This window comes from Jeotgalibacillus soli, from assembly GCF_000829435.1.
Taxonomy (GTDB): domain Bacteria; phylum Bacillota; class Bacilli; order Bacillales; family Jeotgalibacillaceae; genus Jeotgalibacillus; species Jeotgalibacillus soli.
The window spans coordinates 549348-567773 of record NZ_JXRP01000018.1 but is presented as its reverse complement, the minus strand read 5'-3'; the positions used below and the strand labels follow the sequence as shown (position 1 = coordinate 567773).

General features: G+C 36.6%; 24 protein-coding genes and 2 pseudogenes. 9 read left to right on the top strand and 17 right to left on the bottom strand.

Features of this window, described 5'->3' with window-relative positions; all coding sequences use genetic code 11:
- Nucleotides 1-21: 21 nt before the first annotated feature.
- From KP78_RS13155 to KP78_RS13140, 5 genes are all read right to left on the bottom strand, one after another.
- A complete protein-coding gene (locus tag KP78_RS13155) occupies nt 22-222 on the bottom strand; it encodes a cold-shock protein (RefSeq protein ID WP_041089589.1) in 201 nt (66 codons plus the stop codon).
- A 236-nt stretch (nt 223-458) separates the two neighbouring features.
- Nucleotides 459-593, bottom strand: coding sequence for a spore photoproduct lyase family protein (locus KP78_RS21000; protein ID WP_268747526.1), 135 nt, complete (start codon nt 591-593; stop codon nt 459-461).
- A gap of 202 nt (nt 594-795) precedes the next feature.
- Complete coding sequence (gene metA / locus KP78_RS13150) at nt 796-1704, bottom strand: homoserine O-acetyltransferase MetA (RefSeq protein ID WP_041089587.1); 909 nt, start codon at nt 1702-1704, stop codon at nt 796-798.
- A gap of 102 nt (nt 1705-1806) precedes the next feature.
- Entirely contained in the window at nt 1807-3006 is a 1200-nt protein-coding gene (locus tag KP78_RS13145; protein ID WP_041089584.1) for an MFS transporter, read from the bottom strand.
- Nucleotides 3003-3428: a MarR family winged helix-turn-helix transcriptional regulator gene (locus KP78_RS13140; protein ID WP_041089583.1), complete on the bottom strand. Its 426-nt coding sequence runs from the start codon at nt 3426-3428 to the stop codon at nt 3003-3005. The genes KP78_RS13145 and KP78_RS13140 overlap by 4 nt, the downstream gene beginning before the upstream one ends.
- A 550-nt stretch (nt 3429-3978) precedes the next feature.
- On the opposite strand from KP78_RS13140, the gene yunB reads away from it, so the two are divergent.
- On the top strand, nt 3979-4692 hold the full coding sequence (gene yunB / locus KP78_RS13135; protein ID WP_041089581.1) for a sporulation protein YunB: 714 nt from the start codon (nt 3979-3981) through the stop codon (nt 4690-4692).
- Between the two features lie 191 nt (nt 4693-4883).
- Nucleotides 4884-5015 (top strand): GapA-binding peptide SR1P, encoded by a 132-nt coding sequence (locus tag KP78_RS19295; RefSeq protein WP_084220057.1) that lies wholly within the window; start codon nt 4884-4886, stop codon nt 5013-5015.
- A gap of 434 nt (nt 5016-5449) precedes the next feature.
- On the opposite strand, the gene KP78_RS20315 is transcribed toward KP78_RS19295, so the two are convergent.
- From KP78_RS20315 to yjcZ (KP78_RS19285), 7 genes and pseudogenes are all read right to left on the bottom strand, one after another.
- Nucleotides 5450-5590 (bottom strand): hypothetical protein, encoded by a 141-nt coding sequence (locus tag KP78_RS20315; protein ID WP_162835596.1) that lies wholly within the window; start codon nt 5588-5590, stop codon nt 5450-5452.
- Between the two features lie 29 nt (nt 5591-5619).
- Nucleotides 5620-6200, bottom strand: a pseudogene (locus KP78_RS13130) (NAD(P)H-dependent oxidoreductase).
- Nucleotides 6201-7090: 890 nt separating this feature from the next.
- Nucleotides 7091-7552, bottom strand: coding sequence for a GNAT family N-acetyltransferase (locus tag KP78_RS13125; protein WP_041089579.1), 462 nt, complete (start codon nt 7550-7552; stop codon nt 7091-7093).
- Between the two features lie 706 nt (nt 7553-8258).
- Nucleotides 8259-8405 (bottom strand): hypothetical protein, encoded by a 147-nt coding sequence (locus KP78_RS21105; RefSeq protein ID WP_327063178.1) that lies wholly within the window; start codon nt 8403-8405, stop codon nt 8259-8261.
- A 445-nt stretch (nt 8406-8850) separates the two neighbouring features.
- The gene (locus KP78_RS13115) at nt 8851-9297 is read right to left on the bottom strand and encodes a hypothetical protein (RefSeq protein WP_041089575.1); all 447 of its coding nucleotides are present in this window, start codon (nt 9295-9297) and stop codon (nt 8851-8853) included.
- Between the two features lie 297 nt (nt 9298-9594).
- Nucleotides 9595-9681 carry a YjcZ family sporulation protein gene (locus KP78_RS19290; protein WP_422723712.1) on the bottom strand — a complete coding sequence of 29 codons (87 nt, stop codon included), beginning with the start codon at nt 9679-9681 and terminating at the stop codon, nt 9595-9597.
- A gap of 60 nt (nt 9682-9741) precedes the next feature.
- The gene (yjcZ, locus tag KP78_RS19285; RefSeq protein WP_084220052.1) at nt 9742-9873 is read right to left on the bottom strand and encodes a sporulation protein YjcZ; all 132 of its coding nucleotides are present in this window, start codon (nt 9871-9873) and stop codon (nt 9742-9744) included.
- A gap of 765 nt (nt 9874-10638) precedes the next feature.
- Between yjcZ (KP78_RS19285) and KP78_RS13110 the strand changes: the two genes are divergently transcribed.
- The 6 genes from KP78_RS13110 to KP78_RS19265 all read left to right on the top strand — a co-directional run bounded on the left by KP78_RS13110 (nt 10639) and on the right by KP78_RS19265 (nt 13027).
- Complete coding sequence (locus KP78_RS13110) at nt 10639-11019, top strand: YmaF family protein (protein ID WP_041089573.1); 381 nt, start codon at nt 10639-10641, stop codon at nt 11017-11019.
- A gap of 826 nt (nt 11020-11845) precedes the next feature.
- Entirely contained in the window at nt 11846-11989 is a 144-nt protein-coding gene (locus KP78_RS19280) for a YjcZ family sporulation protein (RefSeq protein ID WP_084220050.1), read from the top strand.
- A 44-nt stretch (nt 11990-12033) separates the two neighbouring features.
- Entirely contained in the window at nt 12034-12132 is a 99-nt protein-coding gene (locus KP78_RS19275) for a YjcZ family sporulation protein (protein WP_084220048.1), read from the top strand.
- 216 nt (nt 12133-12348) lie between these two features.
- Complete coding sequence (locus tag KP78_RS13105) at nt 12349-12549, top strand: hypothetical protein (RefSeq protein WP_041089571.1); 201 nt, start codon at nt 12349-12351, stop codon at nt 12547-12549.
- A gap of 205 nt (nt 12550-12754) precedes the next feature.
- Nucleotides 12755-12895 (top strand): sporulation protein YjcZ, encoded by a 141-nt coding sequence (yjcZ, locus tag KP78_RS19270; RefSeq protein WP_084220046.1) that lies wholly within the window; start codon nt 12755-12757, stop codon nt 12893-12895.
- 45 nt (nt 12896-12940) lie between these two features.
- Nucleotides 12941-13027, top strand: coding sequence for a YjcZ family sporulation protein (locus KP78_RS19265; protein WP_084220044.1), 87 nt, complete (start codon nt 12941-12943; stop codon nt 13025-13027).
- Between the two features lie 267 nt (nt 13028-13294).
- On the opposite strand, the pseudogene KP78_RS13100 reads toward KP78_RS19265, so the two are convergent.
- From KP78_RS13100 to KP78_RS13080, 5 genes and pseudogenes are all read right to left on the bottom strand, one after another.
- A pseudogene (locus tag KP78_RS13100) lies at nt 13295-13855 on the bottom strand (transposase); the annotation flags it as partial.
- A gap of 292 nt (nt 13856-14147) precedes the next feature.
- On the bottom strand, nt 14148-15176 hold the full coding sequence (locus KP78_RS13095; RefSeq protein ID WP_041089570.1) for an LLM class flavin-dependent oxidoreductase: 1029 nt from the start codon (nt 15174-15176) through the stop codon (nt 14148-14150).
- 114 nt (nt 15177-15290) lie between these two features.
- Nucleotides 15291-16304: an LLM class flavin-dependent oxidoreductase gene (locus KP78_RS13090; protein ID WP_041089568.1), complete on the bottom strand. Its 1014-nt coding sequence runs from the start codon at nt 16302-16304 to the stop codon at nt 15291-15293.
- 25 nt (nt 16305-16329) lie between these two features.
- Entirely contained in the window at nt 16330-17295 is a 966-nt protein-coding gene (locus KP78_RS13085) for a TIGR03571 family LLM class oxidoreductase (RefSeq protein ID WP_041089566.1), read from the bottom strand.
- Between the two features lie 22 nt (nt 17296-17317).
- Entirely contained in the window at nt 17318-17659 is a 342-nt protein-coding gene (locus KP78_RS13080; protein ID WP_084220042.1) for an ArsR/SmtB family transcription factor, read from the bottom strand.
- Between the two features lie 269 nt (nt 17660-17928).
- Between KP78_RS13080 and KP78_RS13075 the strand changes: the two genes are divergently transcribed.
- The gene (locus KP78_RS13075; RefSeq protein WP_041089564.1) at nt 17929-18240 is read left to right on the top strand and encodes a hypothetical protein; all 312 of its coding nucleotides are present in this window, start codon (nt 17929-17931) and stop codon (nt 18238-18240) included.
- Nucleotides 18241-18426: the final 186 nt, after the last annotated feature.

Sequence of the window (18426 nt, the reverse complement as noted above, 5' to 3'; positions counted from 1 at the left end):
TCTGTTTTAATAAAAGATAAATTACGCTTTTTGAACGTTAGCAGCTTGAGCGCCACGAGGACCTTGCTCAACGTCAAAAGTAACTTTTTGACCTTCGTCTAATGATTTGAAACCTTCAGATTGGATAGCAGAGAAATGTACAAATACGTCGTCTCCACCTTCACGCTCGATAAATCCAAAACCTTTTTCTGCATTAAACCATTTTACTGTACCTTGTTCCATATATGTTGCCTCCTAGTGCGTTAAACACACAATTTGTTACTATCCTTGCCCAAAGTGATCATCAAGACGAAAAGTCAAATACTTATATTATCCTTTACACCGAACAAAAATAATTCTTCTTTATTGTATCAGATAAAATAATTAAAAGCAACTAAAAATTAGAAACCAAAAATTTTTCAAGAAAACGTGGTATTAAAACAGTGGTTTTCTTTAAAACATCTAGCTTTATTTTTTCATCAAATTTGAATATGAGCTGTATTTTCCTTGATTACTACCTCAATGTCCTCAAATTTCTTTTTCATTTCTCTTCCAAGAGGGTACTCTATTTCTCTCTGTTCAATGTAGACAAGCTGAGGAGTAAAAGGTTTCATAATTTCCTACAATATATATAATTGAATAATTCAGCTGCACACTTTTAATTACTTTAAGAATATCATCAAAAAACACAGGTATTATTCCAACCCTTGTCTTGTCATCCTTGTTTTATGACTGATTACCGAAATTCTAAATGCGGCGGAGGTAAGCAAAAGTCTATCCCCTTATAAGGTGGATAGACTTTTCGTTCTTACCCTTTCAATTCCATTCGTATGGTGTCTCCTGGTAGACATAATAGTTTAGCCAATTAGAGAAAAGCAAATGGGCATGAGAACGCCAGCGGTTCACCGGTCTGTTTGCAGGGTTATCATCAGGAAAATAGTTAACCGGGACTTGGGCTTCTAAACCCTTTGCCATATCACGATTATATTCTTCCGCAAGGGTATGTGTATCATATTCAAAGTGACCAGTCATCATAATATTTCTCTCATCCTTAGATATCATGAGAAACGCACCAGCTTCCGGTGATAAAGCAAGCAAAGTAACCTCTTCATTCGCTTCAATCTCTTCGTTGCTAACATCGGTGTGACGTGAATGAGGAGCATAAAATTCTTCATCAAATCCGCGCAATAGCTTAACCGTTGGATCGGTTACCGAGTGCTTGTATATACCTGAACATTTTTGCGGCAACCCATATTTACCAATGCCATAATAATGATAAAGAGCAGCTTGGGCACCCCAGCAAATATGTAAGGTGGACGTTACATTTGTTTTCGCCCAGTCCATAATTGATTGTAATTCCTCCCAATAGCTAACTGATTCAAATGCAATTTGTTCCACAGGAGCTCCAGTAATGATTAGTCCGTCATAGCGCCGATTTTTCACTTCCTCAAATGTAGTGTAGAACTGTTCCAAATGAGATCTGCTCACATTTTTCGATTCGTATGTTGCTGTATACATTAACGAAACATTCACCTGTAGCGGTGTATTACCGAGAAGTCGCATTAAGTGGGCTTCCGTTTTTTCTTTTTCCGGCATTAGGTTCAGAATGAGAATATTTAACGGGCGGATATCCTGCATGTTCGCCCGATCAGTATCCATGATGAAAATGTTCTCTTTCTCTAGTATTTCGCGTGCTGGCAGCTGCTTTGGTATATTGATCGGCATCTTCCAATCGCCCCCTTTTAATAATTCGGTATTTTATTAGATCATTATAGACATCATTGTCCGAAAAATAAATCAAATTTATTTATTAAAAATATTCTGTTGTTATTTCTCTGCCACTTGCTCAGTCATTCTGTTTTCAATTTTCCTCCCATAAAAGAACCAATACAGACCCAGTCCAACTAAAATATAGAGAGTACTGTAGCCATAAAAACTTTGGAAACCAATACCAGCGATTACAATTCCGACGACAAACGACCCAACTCCGACGCCAAAGTCAAAGATTGATAGGTATGTTGCAATCGCCAAACCTCTTTTTGTAGAGGGGGCATCCTGAATAGCAATCGTTTGAAATGTAGAGAAAAGTGTTCCCCACCCAAGTCCGATTAACAGCGCAGATAACAGGAACATAAGTGGCGTCGTTGTCATGGAAAGAATAAACATCCCAATGGCGAAAATAACGACACACGGGACCACGATCACGTTTGAGCCGTAATGGTCAAACCAGCGCCCGGTGAATGGCCGGGATAACAATAATATCGCAGCGTATACGACAAAAAAGTAGCTGGATACAGCAATAAGATCAAGTGATTCCGCGTAGACCGATACAAAAGACAGCACACCTGCATAGGACAGTCCCAGAAAAGCAGCAATGAAAGAGATTGGCACTGAGCTTCTTTCAAACATTCCGGATGGATGCAAGGATATAGGACCAAGTATTTCCTTTGTTTCCTTAGGAAGCTTTAGGCTTAGTCCAGCGATCATCCCTCCAATGGCCAAAATGACATTCGTTACAAACATTGCTGATGAACCTAAGTTTTGCATAATTGTTAATCCTAAAAACGGCCCTAACACCATTGCAAGGTTAGCTGCCATTACATAATAGCCCATTCCCTCACCACGGCGTTCTTTAGGGATAATGTTTGAGACAATGGCACCTGCAACGGTTGTGGTCATCCCAAAGCCCAAGCCTTGTAAGAATCGGACAGTAAACATAATTGGCATTGAATCTGCCAGAAAATAAAGAAAAGTGGGCAATGTGAAAAGTGCGAGTGAAAAAATAAGCACCAATCTCGTGGAAGTGCGCTCTAGCCATTGTCCTGCTATAGGACGGATTAAAATGGCTGCAAGTAAAAAGACAGTCGTAAGCAGGCCGGCCTGTCCTGCAGTCGCACCCATATCCTTTAGTGCATAAACTGGAAGTGTGACAAGTAAAAAATAAAAAGCCAAGAATAAGAAAAAATTGCAAAGCGAGATCCCAATAAAATCTTTCGTCCATAATCGCTGAGGTACCAACCTGTTCATCTCTTTTCTCGTTGAATAGAATTAAGCCATATCCATAATAAGTCTTTCATTTGTTCCTGCTCTGTTTCACTTAAGCCATTTACTAGTTGGTGATTAATCGTACTAACGGCCGCTTCCCATTCAGGATACTTATTTATGGCGGCTTCGGTTAAATGTATATAACGCTCTCTCTTATCTTTACCTGGCTTACGAATGATCCATCCTTGTTTTTCCATTCGCTGGAGGTTTCGTGACATTGGAGGTGCTTCAATTCCAAGATAAAGACATAAATCCTTTTGAGTTTTGGGACCCTTCAGCGTTAAGGCATAAATAACCGACCACTGAGCACTAAATAAACCATGTGCCTTCAGTGCTTCATTCAAATTGTTTGTTAAATGCCTTGATAGCTGGTGAAGCCCGTGCAGCAATTCGTGATGCTGCATATCATTTCCTCCTTTCCCGCTCTTGGTCATACAGTTTCTATAGTTAATTTAATTAGTTACCTAGATAACTATATAGTAATGCATGCAAATAAACAATAGTTCTATGAACGAATATAACTGGTCCTACCTTCAATTGAATGACTTTACTTTATTTAACTTTAATTAGAGGTATTAAAATATCTTTCGAAGTTGCTACTTAGTATTAATATTTCTGCTTGTTGCATTATCTAAAAAATAATCACTTTTTTACACGATAGTATAGAAATACAAGGTGGATGTCAGTCACACCTTGTTTTTATTCTATTTGGTAATACAAAGACGCCTAATAAGTAGATGACCATAAACAAATTAATTTGTTTATGGTCCCTTACTCTCACTGTCCCTTCTAGGAGTTACATTTGATCTGACGAACCTCCCCTAGGCTATGTTCATATACTACCTATATGCAGCAGCACATTAAATATCCCATTTTCGATCGCTTATTACTTGAGCGAATCTTTCCACTTAATTGTTGCTGGTTAAACAATTTGTTTATGTTAGGGAGGTTCGCATGTTTCGATACAATGGAAGACCTAGAAAAAATAGATTATTCCCTTCAAAAAGTGCATTTTTTCTATCTTTTATCTTATTTAGCATTTCGTCTGTATTCAGTTTGTGGCTGGTTGACAATCGAATCGAACCAAGCATAATGAGCATCGCTGAAACGAAGACACGAGAAATTGCTTTTCAAGCGATTAATGATGCAATTTCCGAAGAAATGGCCGAGATGATGGATATAAAAAAACTAATTATTATTCATGAAACAAGTGAAGGTGTAGGCTATAGCTTTAATCCAGAACTCTATAACAAGCTTGATGCTGAAGCTGGTTCACGTGTACAACGATTTTTAGATTATCGGGTTCACAGTGAAGACGACACTCTAGACGAATCTGCAGACAATAATGGAATCATTTATTATATGCCTTTAGGTATGACGACAGGCAATACTCTTTTAGCAAGCTTAGGTCCCAAAATACCGGTTCGTTTTGAAACAGTTGGAAACGTTGCAACAAGTGTGACCACTTCGGTTGAGGAAAGTGGAATTAATAACTCCTATCTTGAGATTCACTTGGAGGTAAAGGTTAATTTGAAGGTTATTATACCCTCTTTAAGCAAAGACATTGTAACAAACAACTCGATTAAAATAGGTGATTTATTTTTACATGGTGACGTTCCTGAATATTATAACGGGGATGGAAATAACGCTGTTATGATTCCTCGATAACGCATATCATTCTTTAAAGGCTTGAAAAATTAACTGTAATAAAATATCGTCACTTGATGCTGAATACTCACCCTTTATATATCAATTATTTTTATATAAGTTATACTATTTAACATTGACAAATTGAATGTGTCATACTATTATAGAATTACAGAAAGTAATAGCGCTTACAAAAAAGGGAGATGAAAGATATGGGTATTATCGTTTGCCAAACATGTAATGGTGTAGTCACATACTTTGAAGATGAAAAGGTTACAACATTGTACTCAAATCATTGTCCAAATTGCTCGAAAGACCAAAAAATTAAGAAAAAACACCGTTAATCGTCTAAGATAAAATTCACAATTACCAGGCTGCCTTACAATCGGTATCACCGATGTTAGGCAGCCTAGTTTTGTGGCATAGAAGCATTATCCATTCTCTTGTTTTAGTTCTGATCTTAGGTCTTCTATTTTATTTAACTTCCTCATATCCCGTGTTAAAAGCACTTATCTATTCTTTATTGCGTGTTCAGGCGTATTTATCCATTATACAAGCGGGGTTTTTAATGTGAGGGCACCGCATATTTAGAGCCCTACTCCTTTTGAACAATATTGAATGTTGATCTCATTAAATGCGCAATCCTTTTTCCACAATGCATGGGTAATCATTGCCACGGAAGATTAACTGGCTATTTATGCGCCCTCCTTTTCGCAGTAGATTGAATACAGGAAACAACCAAATAACAGCGCCAAAATAGCAGGTGCTGTTATTCATATTATTCTGAAGTATAGGGATTAAAGCTAATATTTTTTCTTGCTTCATCCGTTATTTCAAACGGCTCTTTCACAGCTGGTTCATTTTCAGATTCAAATTGAACCTGAAGACTGCCATCATAATGATTTGGTTTCTTATCCAATCATTTCCCCCATCAATTAGGTGTTATTATTAATAAGTTTTAGCTAGCTCTTTTGCTCTTTGTAATGCTTGTTCTTTAATTTCCTGCGCTTTATCAGGCATTTGATTACGCACTCCGATAAATAAGCCTTTAAATGACGGAACGCCAAAGAAATTTATCATAATTGTTAAATAACGGTGACCCATTTCCAGTTCTGCAGCAGGACCTTCGGAATAAATACCACCGCGAGCTTGGATATGCAGTGTTTTTTTGTCTGGCAAAAATCCAATCGGATCACTCTCTGTATATCGAAAGGTTTTGCCAGATCCGGCGATGGAATCAATATAAGTTTTCATGATTGAAGGCATAAAAAAGTTCCATAAAGGAGTTACAAACACATAATTATCCATAGAAATAAATTATTCGCACAACTCTGACAGACGGCCGACCTTTGACTTTTCTTCTGAAGATAGTTCTTCAAACCCTTTCCCAGATTGAAGCTTCCCCCACCCACTAAAAACGTTGACAACAATATGAGGAGAATATGTTCTTTATATAAATCTAGATGAGTGATTTGATCACTGCCATTTGCTGCTTTGTAAGAATCAATAAATTGTTTTCCTGAAGCAATGCTATAGGAATGTGTTTAATCATTTGGACGCGCCGTGATAAATAAAACTTTTGCCATATGTTTTTCTCCTTTAACTACCAAATTTTCTTTTAATATGGCTTAAAATATGTATTTCATTCCATGCAATTAATCTGCATATTTATTGAATCAGCAAATGAAGCAGTATAAAAGCTTTCAATATTTTAATGGATATTTGAATAAAAATTTTTTAAAAAAAGCAAAGTCTATAATCAATTTTTTAAACAGTTCTCTACAGAATAGGGAACTTTCTAGACCCATTTGCAATGAAGATTATTCTTGAACAAACACATTCTTTAGTTGAAAAAATATTCTTCTTTGTCCAGATTGTTCCATACTAAAAAGGAGTTGCTAGAACAACTCCCTTTGTTTCACTATAGCTCCTATTTTGGAATCGCTTTTTTATCGTAAGGTATTAGAGGTTCATACATGGATGTATCCGCCGGGCTATTACAGGTGATTATTCTGAGACTCTTCAAAAAAATAGAGTGATGTGTTGTCACGGCTTTGCCCGCAAGCATTCCGTTGATACTAAAATTCTTCTTGAACGCGGCTAAGCAGATCAGTGGGCCTAATGTTCAATACCTGATAAACCGTATACGAGAAAGATTAATCGAAAATGATATGTTGTTAAATAAACTAGAGAAGAAATGCTCATGAGTTCTTTGGACACGAAACCTTCCAATCCATGCATTTGAAGGTAAAGTAATCTATTACGTTGACAATGAAGTAAAAAGAAATCTCATCCATCCCACAAAATATCGATCCAATTTGACAATAGTTAAATATACTGTAAAGAAAAGAGCAATATAATGTGTTCAGTGCATTGCTCAAGAGACTATAATTGATTCGTTGAATTAAAGCACCGAAAGTTATAATTGTTTAGATATAAACTCCCTATTTTTTGTAAAATGATGTTTTTTATAAAAGTCTTTTGCATCACTGTTTTCAAACCAACAATCGAGTTCAATTAAATATATTCCCTTGTCTTTCGCAATTTGATCTATTTCTTTCATTAAAATTGAACCATAACCTTTTTTCCTGTGAGTTTCAAGAATGCTGATCTGATGTACATATATAGATTTATATTCTTTACAAAAAGCATTTTCTAGATAGTTTCTACTCTCTATCCAAGCATAACCGAACGATTCTTGGTTATCTTCTATAATAAGGAAAATAAAACGCTGCTCATTGATTAGACTTTTGAAAAATTCTTTCATTGCATCGTAGTTATATTCGCTGAAGTATTCAGGATACAGTTTTGAGTGTAAATCTTGAACAGGTTTATTTAACCTTGCAATTATTTCATAATCAAAAGTTTGATATATTCTCATATTCCCCTCCCCACCCACCAGTTTTCTTCATATAACCATATTTTATAGAAAACCTACTTATACATTTAGTGCGTATAGATTTTTTAGTTTTATTTAATTATTTATAATTAAGATTGAAGTATATCCCAAATACAAGAATATTATTTACTTAAAAATTGAGAAAACGGATCCTACTTGTCTTAACATATTGATTCCATTTGAGACAGTATTAACGTGTGACATAATATTACCTAAATTCCCAGACAAACCAGGTCCCCTAAAAGATCCTCGGGGTGATCTAGGATTTTGGTTTGATAGAAAATTTCTTGGAGGAAGAGATTTCTGTCTCTGTCTAAGGTTTGGCCGAAATGGTTTTGATCCAAAATTTAAAGGATGCATTGGCTATTTTTCACCTCCTTATTTTATTTATTGCCTAGCAAAAATCACCTTTCTTAAGACTAACAATTTGGAGTGCACATTAATTTAAATCAATTAAACGTATACTAAACTCAGGAAGAGAGCAATCATGAGTTAGATGGTCATTTAACGAAACAGATTGGCCCTTGTAAAATCATTCGTGTGACCTATTAACAGAAGGCTGTGCCAGTTAATTTATTATACATTTGCAAATCGATAACTTAATAAATATCTTCTAGCCCTTCGAATATACAATGACACCTAATGAATTCACGAGATTTTGATATTTATCCTATATTAATAATATAATCTACCACCAGAATGCTGAGCTTAGAGCAATGCCAGTAATAGAACCGAGTGCAAGTCCATATCCAAATCCCCCGAATCCTCCATAGAATCCATAGCCATTTCCTCCTAGATTTCTAGTAGGTCTTATCCAGACATGAGTCTTAGTCACTCTAGTAATTTCCCCTACATAAACTCTATTATTACGTTCTTGAATTCTAACTTTTTTCCCCTGATATTTGCAGCATAGATTATAAATATGGTAGGTTGATACATAAATATCCTCCTTTCGCTAATATTCACATAATTATATGTACTATTACCTTATGTTAAAGATAACGTTTTGCTATAGTCATACGTTTAAGCCTCTGCAGTATTTCTGCTACGTTATTAATTGTTTCACTCTCTCCAGCAATGCCCGATAAAAGGGAGGAATCGACTCGTTATTTCAAATTCATTTCGAGAATTTTTTATTGAGGAGAAAATAGAGTAAAGTAGATAAAAATAGACTGTCGTGCTTTCTCGACAGCCTAAGGAATATGATCATCACGCTTTTTATTTAAAGGAATAAAAATTTTTAACTGATTAGAAAACCCAAGTGAATAAAGCTTCTGTAACTAATCTTTCTCTTTTTTAGAATGAAATCTCTTTAGGGCTTTGTTTAAAAATGGTGTTGCTTTATTAATCAATGGTATGGGAGTGTTGTCACTTATTTGATCAGAAGCAGGATCCTTAACATTTGGACTTGATACATCCTCTTTTCCTCTATTGCCAAAAAACCAGTCATTCATCCGATTCGATCTACTAGTATGTGATCCCTCTTTTTCATTGGATGTTTCAATAACTTTAACCTGCCCAAACAAAAATTCTGTAAATCGATCATGTTCATTTTTTGATTGCTCATTCTGTTTACGATCATTAGACTCCTTTATTCTATTACCAAAAAACCAATTATCTAACTGTTTCGATTCACCATAGGATGAAGATGACTCTATTTTTTTAAGTAATTCTTGTGAATGATCATCGCTTTCTTTATACATTTTTATTTGATGGTCCTTCTCCATCGGCAATTCCCCTATCTTAATTGTTCTTATAAAAAAATATATTTATCTTTTTAAATCATTTTCTCATCTTCTATTAAACTTACTGCTCTTTCACTTCAACATATTTATATTTCCATATAATTGAAATTAATGAAAATTTCATAATATAAAGTTCATGTTAGTCTATTTTGAAAAATCAATTGGTGATACCTTTATTTTTTTAAAAATTATATGAAAAAGTATAAGAGCAGTGAATAATTTGCTGCTCTTATACACAGTCTTTGCACTTATATAAATATTTTTTGTTTCACTATTTAATTACCAGATGCCACAAGAGCATCCAATAATAACCAGCAATACGAATACGACAATAACAAACGCAAAACCACCGCTGTATCCACCCATGTTAAACCCTCCAGACATTCGTTGGATTTTTACGTTAAATGAATGATCCCATTATGACCTTTAACATAATGCAGCCCCAACAATAATTAACAGAATGAACAATACGATAATCAGCGCAAAACCACCTCTGAAACCACCGCCATAGCCAATGCCGCCATAACCACAACCTCCAAAGCCGTATCCACCAAACATAAGTAATCACCCCCAGTTGAAAATTACTTGGAGAAGCAAATCCCCCTCATTTATAAATATGTTTTAGAACTTATTTTGCTCTAGGCATTCTTATCCAACAGAAATACACCGTCAATGTCTAATCAAATTATTTAAATTTCTTAAAGATTGGAAAGAATTGTACACCTTTTATAGCTTCTTTTCTGGTGAAAGAAACTATTTTCTTTTAAGGTAAAATAGCAATTACTCTTAGAGGAATTGTTATCTGTAATGAAGGCAAGATGTAACGATTTAAAAAAGGAGATAAATCTTATTAAGACGCCACACAGAAATAATCCGTCTGTTGAATCGGCTGGTTCAATTTATGTACTCTGCCTATATGATCTCGAACCACAGTATCTCATCAATAGCGAATTCATCTCGTCATTTAATTGGACAGATTCTGTAAATCTGTCAAGAATCCTTTTAAAACGAGTTAATTGCGAAAGGCTCTTTGCTACTACATGACCAATGACTTCTAATACGTTAAATTCAACCTCATTAACAAGTTTTGCAGATACGTCACTCATTCGAATACTTTCTGTTAATATCATCTGCAATTCTTACCATTTAAGAATCCATAAAGAGCGATTCCATATGCTTTTTTATACATTAATATATTCAGTTATTCAAAATTGCGTTTACATTTTTGTCAAATGGTTTCTTATTAGAAATGTTTTAAGGGTATTAATTTTGTCTCACTTTCATAAAATTAATTAAACAAGCAGAGAGGTGGAATAAACACATATGGAAGTACTGGTGACAGGATTTATGATTCATTCAAACGATTCAAATATAGATGCTGAGCATTCTCACCATTTATATCTTACTACTTGGGATGGAAAACCCATTCATAAACACTACTTTTCAGGAGTAACCTCTTTTAACGTAGGGCATGATCATAAATATGCAGGAACAACTGAAGCAGCTCCTAGTGGAGTCCCTCATACTCATAAATTCTTTACCCACACTTCATTTGATGATGGTCATAAACATGAAATCCAAGGCATAACAGGACCTGCCATTCCATTACCTGATGGTGGGCATTATCATAATTTTCAAGGAGTAACGACTATTAACGGTGCTCATCCTCATTCACATAGATTTAGTGGTAATACTAGTTCTTAAGCATAGGCATAATGTAATTGCACTAAAATCAAAACTTAAGACATTTCACGGGTTTAGCCTAGCTATTCAATTTCGATTGAATATGTTTAAAAACATAATTGAGTCAAAAGATTAAACAGAGAAGAAAACTTAACAAGATAATGAAAATATTAATCCGATAATTCTAGTACTAAGTATGGTGTACTCGTGAAATAAATCATTTCAAGAAAAAAACTCTACTGCCATGCGAAAACCTTAATATAAAAAGTACTATACAGAAAAAACCTTGGGAGGAATGACCCTAGACGACCTTGGGAGGAGATATTGCAGGGGTTACGTTTATTCCTGCTCTGCTTGGCTCAATCATTTGTGTCCTAATTTTAAGCTGCATCTTTAAATCTGTTCGTAAAAATTAACTCTTTAAATAGATTAAGCCTTCACCTGAACCCTTAGGTAATGGCTTTTTTGGCTAAGCATTTTTTAATTGGGTTCGGATATGTTGATTCCAGATTTCTTCCTGCTTCCTTTTAATCTAATATGCATAATAGATTACGAGAGACTCATCGCAACTAAACTACATGTTTTATTTTTGAGCGTGTAGAACATAGCTGCCTTTAAGTTGAAAGAAGCGTATGCTATTGCATACGCTTCTTTATGTGTATTTAGAGTTTTTGAATTTATAGACTTTCCCATATTTTATGTATGGAATTTCAAAAAACTATTAAAAAATTGTGCATTTCTACTGACTTCCAAAAAATTTTGTCCAAGCCGATTTTTGAAAAAAACATAGATTAGTAATAGGAATGCTGTATAGCATTTCTCAACATGATGATAGGAGGTGAAATTTATGTGGGGAAATGGAAGTTATGGCGGCGGCTACGGTGGCGGTTATAGCGGAGCTGGCTATGGTGGCATGGGCTCTAGCTTTGCGCTAATCGTAGTCTTGTTCATTCTATTAATTATTGTAGGAGCTTCAATCTGGAGTGATTAATCGATGATAACTCAATAAGCCAAACATGATAGGAGGTGATAGATATGAGCGATGGACTTGGACGCCATTTTGCCTTAGTAGTTGTACTATTTGTTCTACTCATCATTATCGGATGTTCTTGTATGGGTATCGGTGGCTATTAATATTGGTCAATGTGATATAAATCACTCATGATTTCTTCAACTCGTTTGCTTGGATTCGCATACGATAAGAGTGAAGGACAGATTCATGTAATCTGTCCTTTTATTTAAAATCTAGTGTTTATGAAAATGGAACTGTGTCTGGTATACAAACATGGATAAAAATAGTTGATAGGATTCTAAATTAGAACACATGCTGCTAAAGAAAGGAGGAGTAACATGAATAATTTAGTAAGTAGACACCAAGGCCAAGCTGTTGAGATCCGAGATCATACTGGCAGAATTCATCGAGGTGTAATCGAAGGTACGGACCCACCAAGAGGAATGTTTATCCGTGACCGTTTTAGAAGAAGAAGATTTATTCCATTCTTCTTAATTGCTAGTATTTTTCTTTTAAACAGAAGGCGACGAATTTTTTAAAGCGTTATTGTAATTGAATGACAGAATACTGCGTAGTTGTAAGTGCAGTATTCTGTGTATATGCACGATAAATCTAGTAGACAATTGTTGATATCTACTAACTTCAATAAATTTGTCCAATCCAAGTCTTACTCTAAAACATAGATTAATCATAGAAAATAATATTTAACTTCTCGTAATCGTCAGATAAAGGAGGTGGAAACATATGTGCGGGGGATTCGGAGGTTATGGCGGCGCTGGCTACGGAGGTGGTTACGGTGGAGGCTACGGCGGCTTAGGCACTAGCTTTGCGTTAATCGTTGTCTTGTTCATTCTCTTAATTATTGTCTTAGCAGTAATCTGTTAAATGATGAAAATATTATTTATTCAGATTTGATTGGAGGTGCTAGATATGGGGAGCTCTTTTGCGTTAGTGGTTGTATTATTCGTTCTACTTATCATTATCGGATGTTCTTGTATGGGTATCGGTGGTTACTAATTTCCTGTTATAGTCTAAGCTAATGTATAGCTTAGCTTGGTGAACACTCCTTTTCACTTTTGGAAATAGATTTTTTTCTATTGAACAAACAGTTTAAAATAGCAAGCCTTAATCTATTTCAAACTCGATGCATTTAATGGATCGAGTTATTTGTTATTTAAGTTGCAAGGTTCGTTTTGAGCTTTTTTATAAGTTGCGGTGGTGCCAATACTATTTTTCGGAGTTGCTACTAAATAGATAAAGATTCATGTTTTTGGTTATGTTATATTCATTCTTACAAATCCATTCATCAAGCTCATCATCGTAACTCATGTTATCAACTCGTCCGACTTGCTCTTTCCATTTCTTCGTGGATTCTTTATCAAAGGTGCTGTACTTAATATAGGCCTTGATTTCTTCCTTTTCACAGAAGGCGTAGTTTTCCTCACTGCCATAACCAGAATCAGCAATAACAGACTTAGGCTTTGGACGGTCATATCTATCTAATACATTCAAATGAGGAATGAGGCAGCCAGGGTCTCCAGCACGCTGATGCAGACTGAAGCCAACAACGAATTGATTTTCAATTCCAATTTGTACATTATAGTAAGGCTTCAGCTGGCCGTTTTTCATGTGATCCTCTTTCATCCGCATAAAGGTAGCGTCCGTATCGGTTTTTGAGTAGCTGTTTCTTCCTTCAAATGTAGATTTCTGCTGTTCATACTTTTGCTTTCTTGGAAAAAGGTCTTTTTCTAACTGGCGCTTTGCTTTTCTCAAAGTCTTATTCTTAGGATCCTTTTCCAAGCGCTTCTCTAATTTTTTCACTGTTTCAGCTATATTCTCAGAAGAAGTTGGGAAAAGTATGATTTTCTTCTTTTTTTTACCTTAGTTTATATGCTGATATTGATTCTTGCACCCTGTTGATTGGAGTGTAAGGGGCGAGACTCCTGTGGGAGAAGCGAGTCAACGGGAGACTCCGCAGGCGCGGATGCGCCGAGGAGGCTCCCGGACCGCCCGCGGAAAGCGAGTCCCTGGAGCGGAAATCAACAGGCCAACTTTATAGAGCTATTTTCTTGGAAAAAAGAGGCTGCCCAAAAGCCTTATACTTTTGGGACACCCTCCTTTCCAAGAGTGACTATTATTAATTATTTTGTCTTTGCGTTATATCTGCCAGAATTTCATATGAACGGAGTCGATCATTATGATCAAAAACCTGGGCAATTGCCATAATTTCATCGGCCTGACTGTCATGTAAAAATTTCTCCAGTTTTTCTTTCACTGTCTGTGGACTGCCCACGATCGAAGAACCTAACTGATTCTGAAGAGCATCTATTTCATAGCTGCTAGCTATATCATTGATGTCATCAACCGGTGGCTGCAGTGGTACTTCGTTACCCCGCATCAAGTTCAAAAACTGCTGTTGTAAAGTAGAAGCGAGACGCTGTGCTTTTTGATCCGTCTCTGCAGCAATTACGTTTAACCCGACCATTGCATAAGGCTTGTCCAATACTTTAGATGGCTTAAAAGCCCGACGATATAATTGTATAGCTGGCAGTGTGTTTTCTGGTGAAAAATGACTGGCAAAGGCGAATGGCAATCCCAGTTCTCCAGCCAGCTGTGCACTGAACCCGCTTGAACCCAACAACCATATTGGAATATTCAATCCTTGACCTGGAACAGCTTTAACCTGTTTACTTCCTTGTACCGAGGAAGGATCAAAGTAACCACGAAGCTCAGCTAACTGTTCAGGAAAATCATCTCCAGTACTTCTTAAGTCTCGTCTCAATGCCCGAGCGGTAAGCTGATCTGTTCCGGGCGCACGGCCAAGCCCCAAGTCAATACGTCCAGGATATAAGGATTCAAGAGTCCCGAACTGTTCAGCAATAACGAGCGGAGCATGATTCGGCAGCATGATTCCACCTGAACCTAACCGGATTTTTGATGTACCAGCAGCAACATGGCCAATGACTACAGAAGTGGCAGAGCTGGCGATAAACGGCATATTATGATGTTCAGCCAGCCAATAACGGTTATAGCCAAGTTTTTCAGCAAGCTGAGCAAGTTCCAATGTATTGCGAAAAGAATCAGCTGGATTACTTCCGGCTATAATCGGTGAAAGATCCAGCACTGATAATGGAATAGTAGCCAGTTGTTTTGTACGTTCAGACATATATTCATCTTCTTTCTATAAAAAGGATAGTATACTTATTATTTTTGTTTATGACGAGGTAGATACCCTCTGTAAAAAAATGCCCCACAACCCATAGAAAAATTCCTCTATTTTTTAACGTTGTATAGATTGTGCCAGAATTTCATAAGAGCGCAATCGGGCTTGGTGGTCAAAAATCTCTGTATGAGCCATGATTTCGTTGGCTCCTGTTTTCACAATAATCTCTTGTAATTGCTGTTTCACTCCCGCTGGATCCCCTATAATGGAAGTGAAGAGCTGTTCTTCAACCGATTTGCGTTCATTAGCGCTCCAAAGTCTGTCCATATTTTCAACAGGAGGCTGGATAGGAGCTGGTTTTCCTTGTGTTAGTAAAAGAAACTTCTGATACATTGATGTAGCAAGCCTTTGTGCCTCTTGTTTATCGTCAGCCGCTACCACTTGGACAGCTAGAAGCACATATGGACTTTGCAAAAATTCGGAAGGACGGAAATTATCCCGGTACACTTTTATAGCTTCCATCATGTTGCCTGGAGCAAAATGGCCCGCGAACGAAAAAGGAAGTCCAAGCATTCCGGCCAATTCTGCACTATATAGGCTAGAACCTAACAGCCAAATTGGAACTTCAGTTTTCTCGCCAGGAATAGCATGAAAAACATGTGAGCCATTTCTCATTGTCGTTCCTGAACCATATAAATAAGCAATAAGCTCCTGCAGGCGTTCTGGAAATTCCGGTTCTCCGGCAACTCGTTGTCGTAATACATTCGCAGTATATCGATCCGTACCTGGCGCTCGCCCTAAACCTAGATCAATCCGGCCAGGAAATAATGTTTCTAACGTGCCAAATTGCTCTGCCACAGAAAGAGGTGAATAATGGGAAAGCAATAATGCACCTGAGCCGACACGCATTTTCTCTGTGACAGAGGCCACTCTTCCAATCACGATGGGCGATGCAGAACTGGCCATACCTACCCAATTATGATGTTCCGCGAGCCAAAATCTTTTATACCCCCACTGCTCAGCTTTTTTTGCTAAATCAAGTGTATTTTTAAGAGAAATTTCTGGCGATCCTCCCTCTATAATGGGTGAGGGGTCAAGTACAGAAATTGGTGTATTTGCTATGTTATTCATACGTCATCTGCCTTTCAGACTTTCATTATTGTCTATCTATTCGTTTATGAGTCGGGAAATAAGGTAAAACAAATTCTCCGAGTTCCTGAATTACTTCCTCTGGTGGACGCCTTGAAAAATATAATACAAAGGCCAAGTGATTGACCCCAATAGACTGAAATTGATGAAGAAGCTCCACTAATTGATTGCGGCCAACATGAAACCCTAAAGGAATGGGAACAGGTAATGCATCGGGATTTTCCGATAAATCGATGAATAAAGTCTGGGAGAAAGGTTTAAATACTCCTGAAGAGTAAACCTCAGACAACGCACGATAATCATTTATTAATTTCTTTTGTTGATCAAAGCTTCTTGGGTATTGAATCCAACCGTCTCCATGCTCCGCAATCCATTTTAAAGACTGATTGCTAAACCCAGTCACCATAGTAGGAATCGAAGAAACAGGCTTTGGAATCAATCTCATATCTGTACCATCAATTACACCTGATGAGCTATGGATAGTTGGGCGATCCTCATTTAGTAGCTGTTCCAGAAATTTGTAATTCCCTTCAAATAATAGGCCACTATCTTCTTTAGATACTCCTAGGGCTGTGAAATCTTTTTCTCTGTCTCCTGAAGCAACTCCCATGATTAAGCGTTCAGGAAACAATTGATCAATAGATGCCGCTTCCTTTGCTACTCGTACAGGGTGGCGGAGCGGTAGGACAACGCTTGATGTCCCTAATGCAATATCCTTCGTATAAGCAGCAAGATACGTCAAATAAATCCATAAATCATACATTTGTCCATTATCATCAATATTCAGGTTCTGAATTGTAACGTCTCGAAGCCATAAGGCCGCGAAGCCATAATCCTCGATCTTACGGGCTAGCTCCAATTGATTCTCCATGATGGGATCTTTGGACATCCTTGCTGTAGGGATGGAGAAGCCGAGCGTCATTTTGTCCTTTTTGTACATGCTGTTATATCCGCGATGGTGTAATAAACTCATGACAATCCTCCTTTCTAACGGTTTATATATTTTGACAAATATATCTTTCGAACCTTTTGATTGTTTCTTCATTGCGACGATAATACGTCCATTGCCCTATTCTTTTCATTTCAACTAGCCCACATTGCAATAAAATTGATAAATACTGAGAAGTAGTGGACTGCGAGATTCCAGTTTTGCTTCGAATATCACTTACACAAACACCACCCTCAAATCCTTCATCTTTAATGACATGTGCTTGTGTTGAAAAATTAGAATCAGGGTCTTTTAACATTTGGAGAATACTGACTCTCGTTTGGTTCGCCAGTGCTTTGAAGATTTCAACGGCTTGTTCATCATCCAGTAGATTTAAATCCTTATTCAACGTGGCATGCCCCTTCCATATGCTGCTAACAAAATTTCATTGAAGCGGTAAATAAAAAACAAATTTATATATCTATAATTTGCAATATATCTATATTATTGCGTCGTAAAGCTGAAATCAACTAATATGTTTAGCTAGTTTTCAAAATGGCTGGTTCTTTCTTGCTATTCGTATTTCATTAGATGAACCAAATTATTTTTTCACTAGATCATTGTCCTGACTGTACATAACTTTCCACTATAAGGAGAAGCTATCGAGAGAACAGCATTATGCAAATTTCAAAAAGAGAGGTTGAGGATATGGAGAAATGGTTTAAAATTGCTGGTGGAATAATCGCTGCAATCACCTTAATGTTCGGCTGCAATACAGATAATACAACTAACAAGGAAGCTGTTAAAGATGAAGCCCAGAATGACGACGGCAAACACCAGGATGGCACAGGAAACGTAACCGATCGCGACAGAGAGATATTGGATAATCGTGATGACGGAACAAATTTTGAAGTTGATGATGGTGGTACAGACGCCAACAATGACCAGTATGATGGAACCGGCGGTAATACAGAGGACAAGGAACAATAATGTTTAACTTGATAGGTCAAAAATCGAAAAAATTCATTCTTCTAAGTAATTACTACTTTATCTGTGAACCCGTTTTGCTTCAAATAGAACTTTAATCATTTGATTTATATAAAACCATTTTATTATGCGAATTATTTAAAGCAATTAATAAACTCATATTTTATCAAAGCCTACTCTTTATTTATT

Coding starts and splice junctions, on each gene's coding strand:
- yunB (WP_041089581.1), top strand. CDS start 3,979: ATGTTTCGATACAATGGAAGACCTAGAAAAAATAGATTATTCCCTTCA.
- KP78_RS13110 (WP_041089573.1), top strand. CDS start 10,639: ATGGAAGTACTGGTGACAGGATTTATGATTCATTCAAACGATTCAAAT.
- KP78_RS21000 (WP_268747526.1), bottom strand. CDS start 593: ATGAAACCTTTTACTCCTCAGCTTGTCTACATTGAACAGAGAGAAATA.
- KP78_RS13155 (WP_041089589.1), bottom strand. CDS start 222: ATGGAACAAGGTACAGTAAAATGGTTTAATGCAGAAAAAGGTTTTGGA.
- KP78_RS13125 (WP_041089579.1), bottom strand. CDS start 7,552: ATGAGAATATATCAAACTTTTGATTATGAAATAATTGCAAGGTTAAAT.
- KP78_RS13145 (WP_041089584.1), bottom strand. CDS start 3,006: ATGAACAGGTTGGTACCTCAGCGATTATGGACGAAAGATTTTATTGGG.
- KP78_RS13105 (WP_041089571.1), top strand. CDS start 12,349: ATGAATAATTTAGTAAGTAGACACCAAGGCCAAGCTGTTGAGATCCGA.
- KP78_RS13140 (WP_041089583.1), bottom strand. CDS start 3,428: ATGCAGCATCACGAATTGCTGCACGGGCTTCACCAGCTATCAAGGCAT.
- KP78_RS13095 (WP_041089570.1), bottom strand. CDS start 15,176: ATGTCTGAACGTACAAAACAACTGGCTACTATTCCATTATCAGTGCTG.
- KP78_RS19265 (WP_084220044.1), top strand. CDS start 12,941: ATGGGGAGCTCTTTTGCGTTAGTGGTTGTATTATTCGTTCTACTTATC.
- KP78_RS19275 (WP_084220048.1), top strand. CDS start 12,034: ATGAGCGATGGACTTGGACGCCATTTTGCCTTAGTAGTTGTACTATTT.
- KP78_RS19295 (WP_084220057.1), top strand. CDS start 4,884: ATGGGTATTATCGTTTGCCAAACATGTAATGGTGTAGTCACATACTTT.
- yjcZ (WP_084220052.1), bottom strand. CDS start 9,873: ATGTTTGGTGGATACGGCTTTGGAGGTTGTGGTTATGGCGGCATTGGC.
- yjcZ (WP_084220046.1), top strand. CDS start 12,755: ATGTGCGGGGGATTCGGAGGTTATGGCGGCGCTGGCTACGGAGGTGGT.
- metA (WP_041089587.1), bottom strand. CDS start 1,704: ATGCCGATCAATATACCAAAGCAGCTGCCAGCACGCGAAATACTAGAG.
- KP78_RS13075 (WP_041089564.1), top strand. CDS start 17,929: ATGCAAATTTCAAAAAGAGAGGTTGAGGATATGGAGAAATGGTTTAAA.
- KP78_RS13115 (WP_041089575.1), bottom strand. CDS start 9,297: ATGGAGAAGGACCATCAAATAAAAATGTATAAAGAAAGCGATGATCAT.
- KP78_RS19290 (WP_422723712.1), bottom strand. CDS start 9,681: ATGGGTGGATACAGCGGTGGTTTTGCGTTTGTTATTGTCGTATTCGTA.
- KP78_RS13085 (WP_041089566.1), bottom strand. CDS start 17,295: ATGAGTTTATTACACCATCGCGGATATAACAGCATGTACAAAAAGGAC.
- KP78_RS19280 (WP_084220050.1), top strand. CDS start 11,846: ATGTGGGGAAATGGAAGTTATGGCGGCGGCTACGGTGGCGGTTATAGC.
- KP78_RS13090 (WP_041089568.1), bottom strand. CDS start 16,304: ATGAATAACATAGCAAATACACCAATTTCTGTACTTGACCCCTCACCC.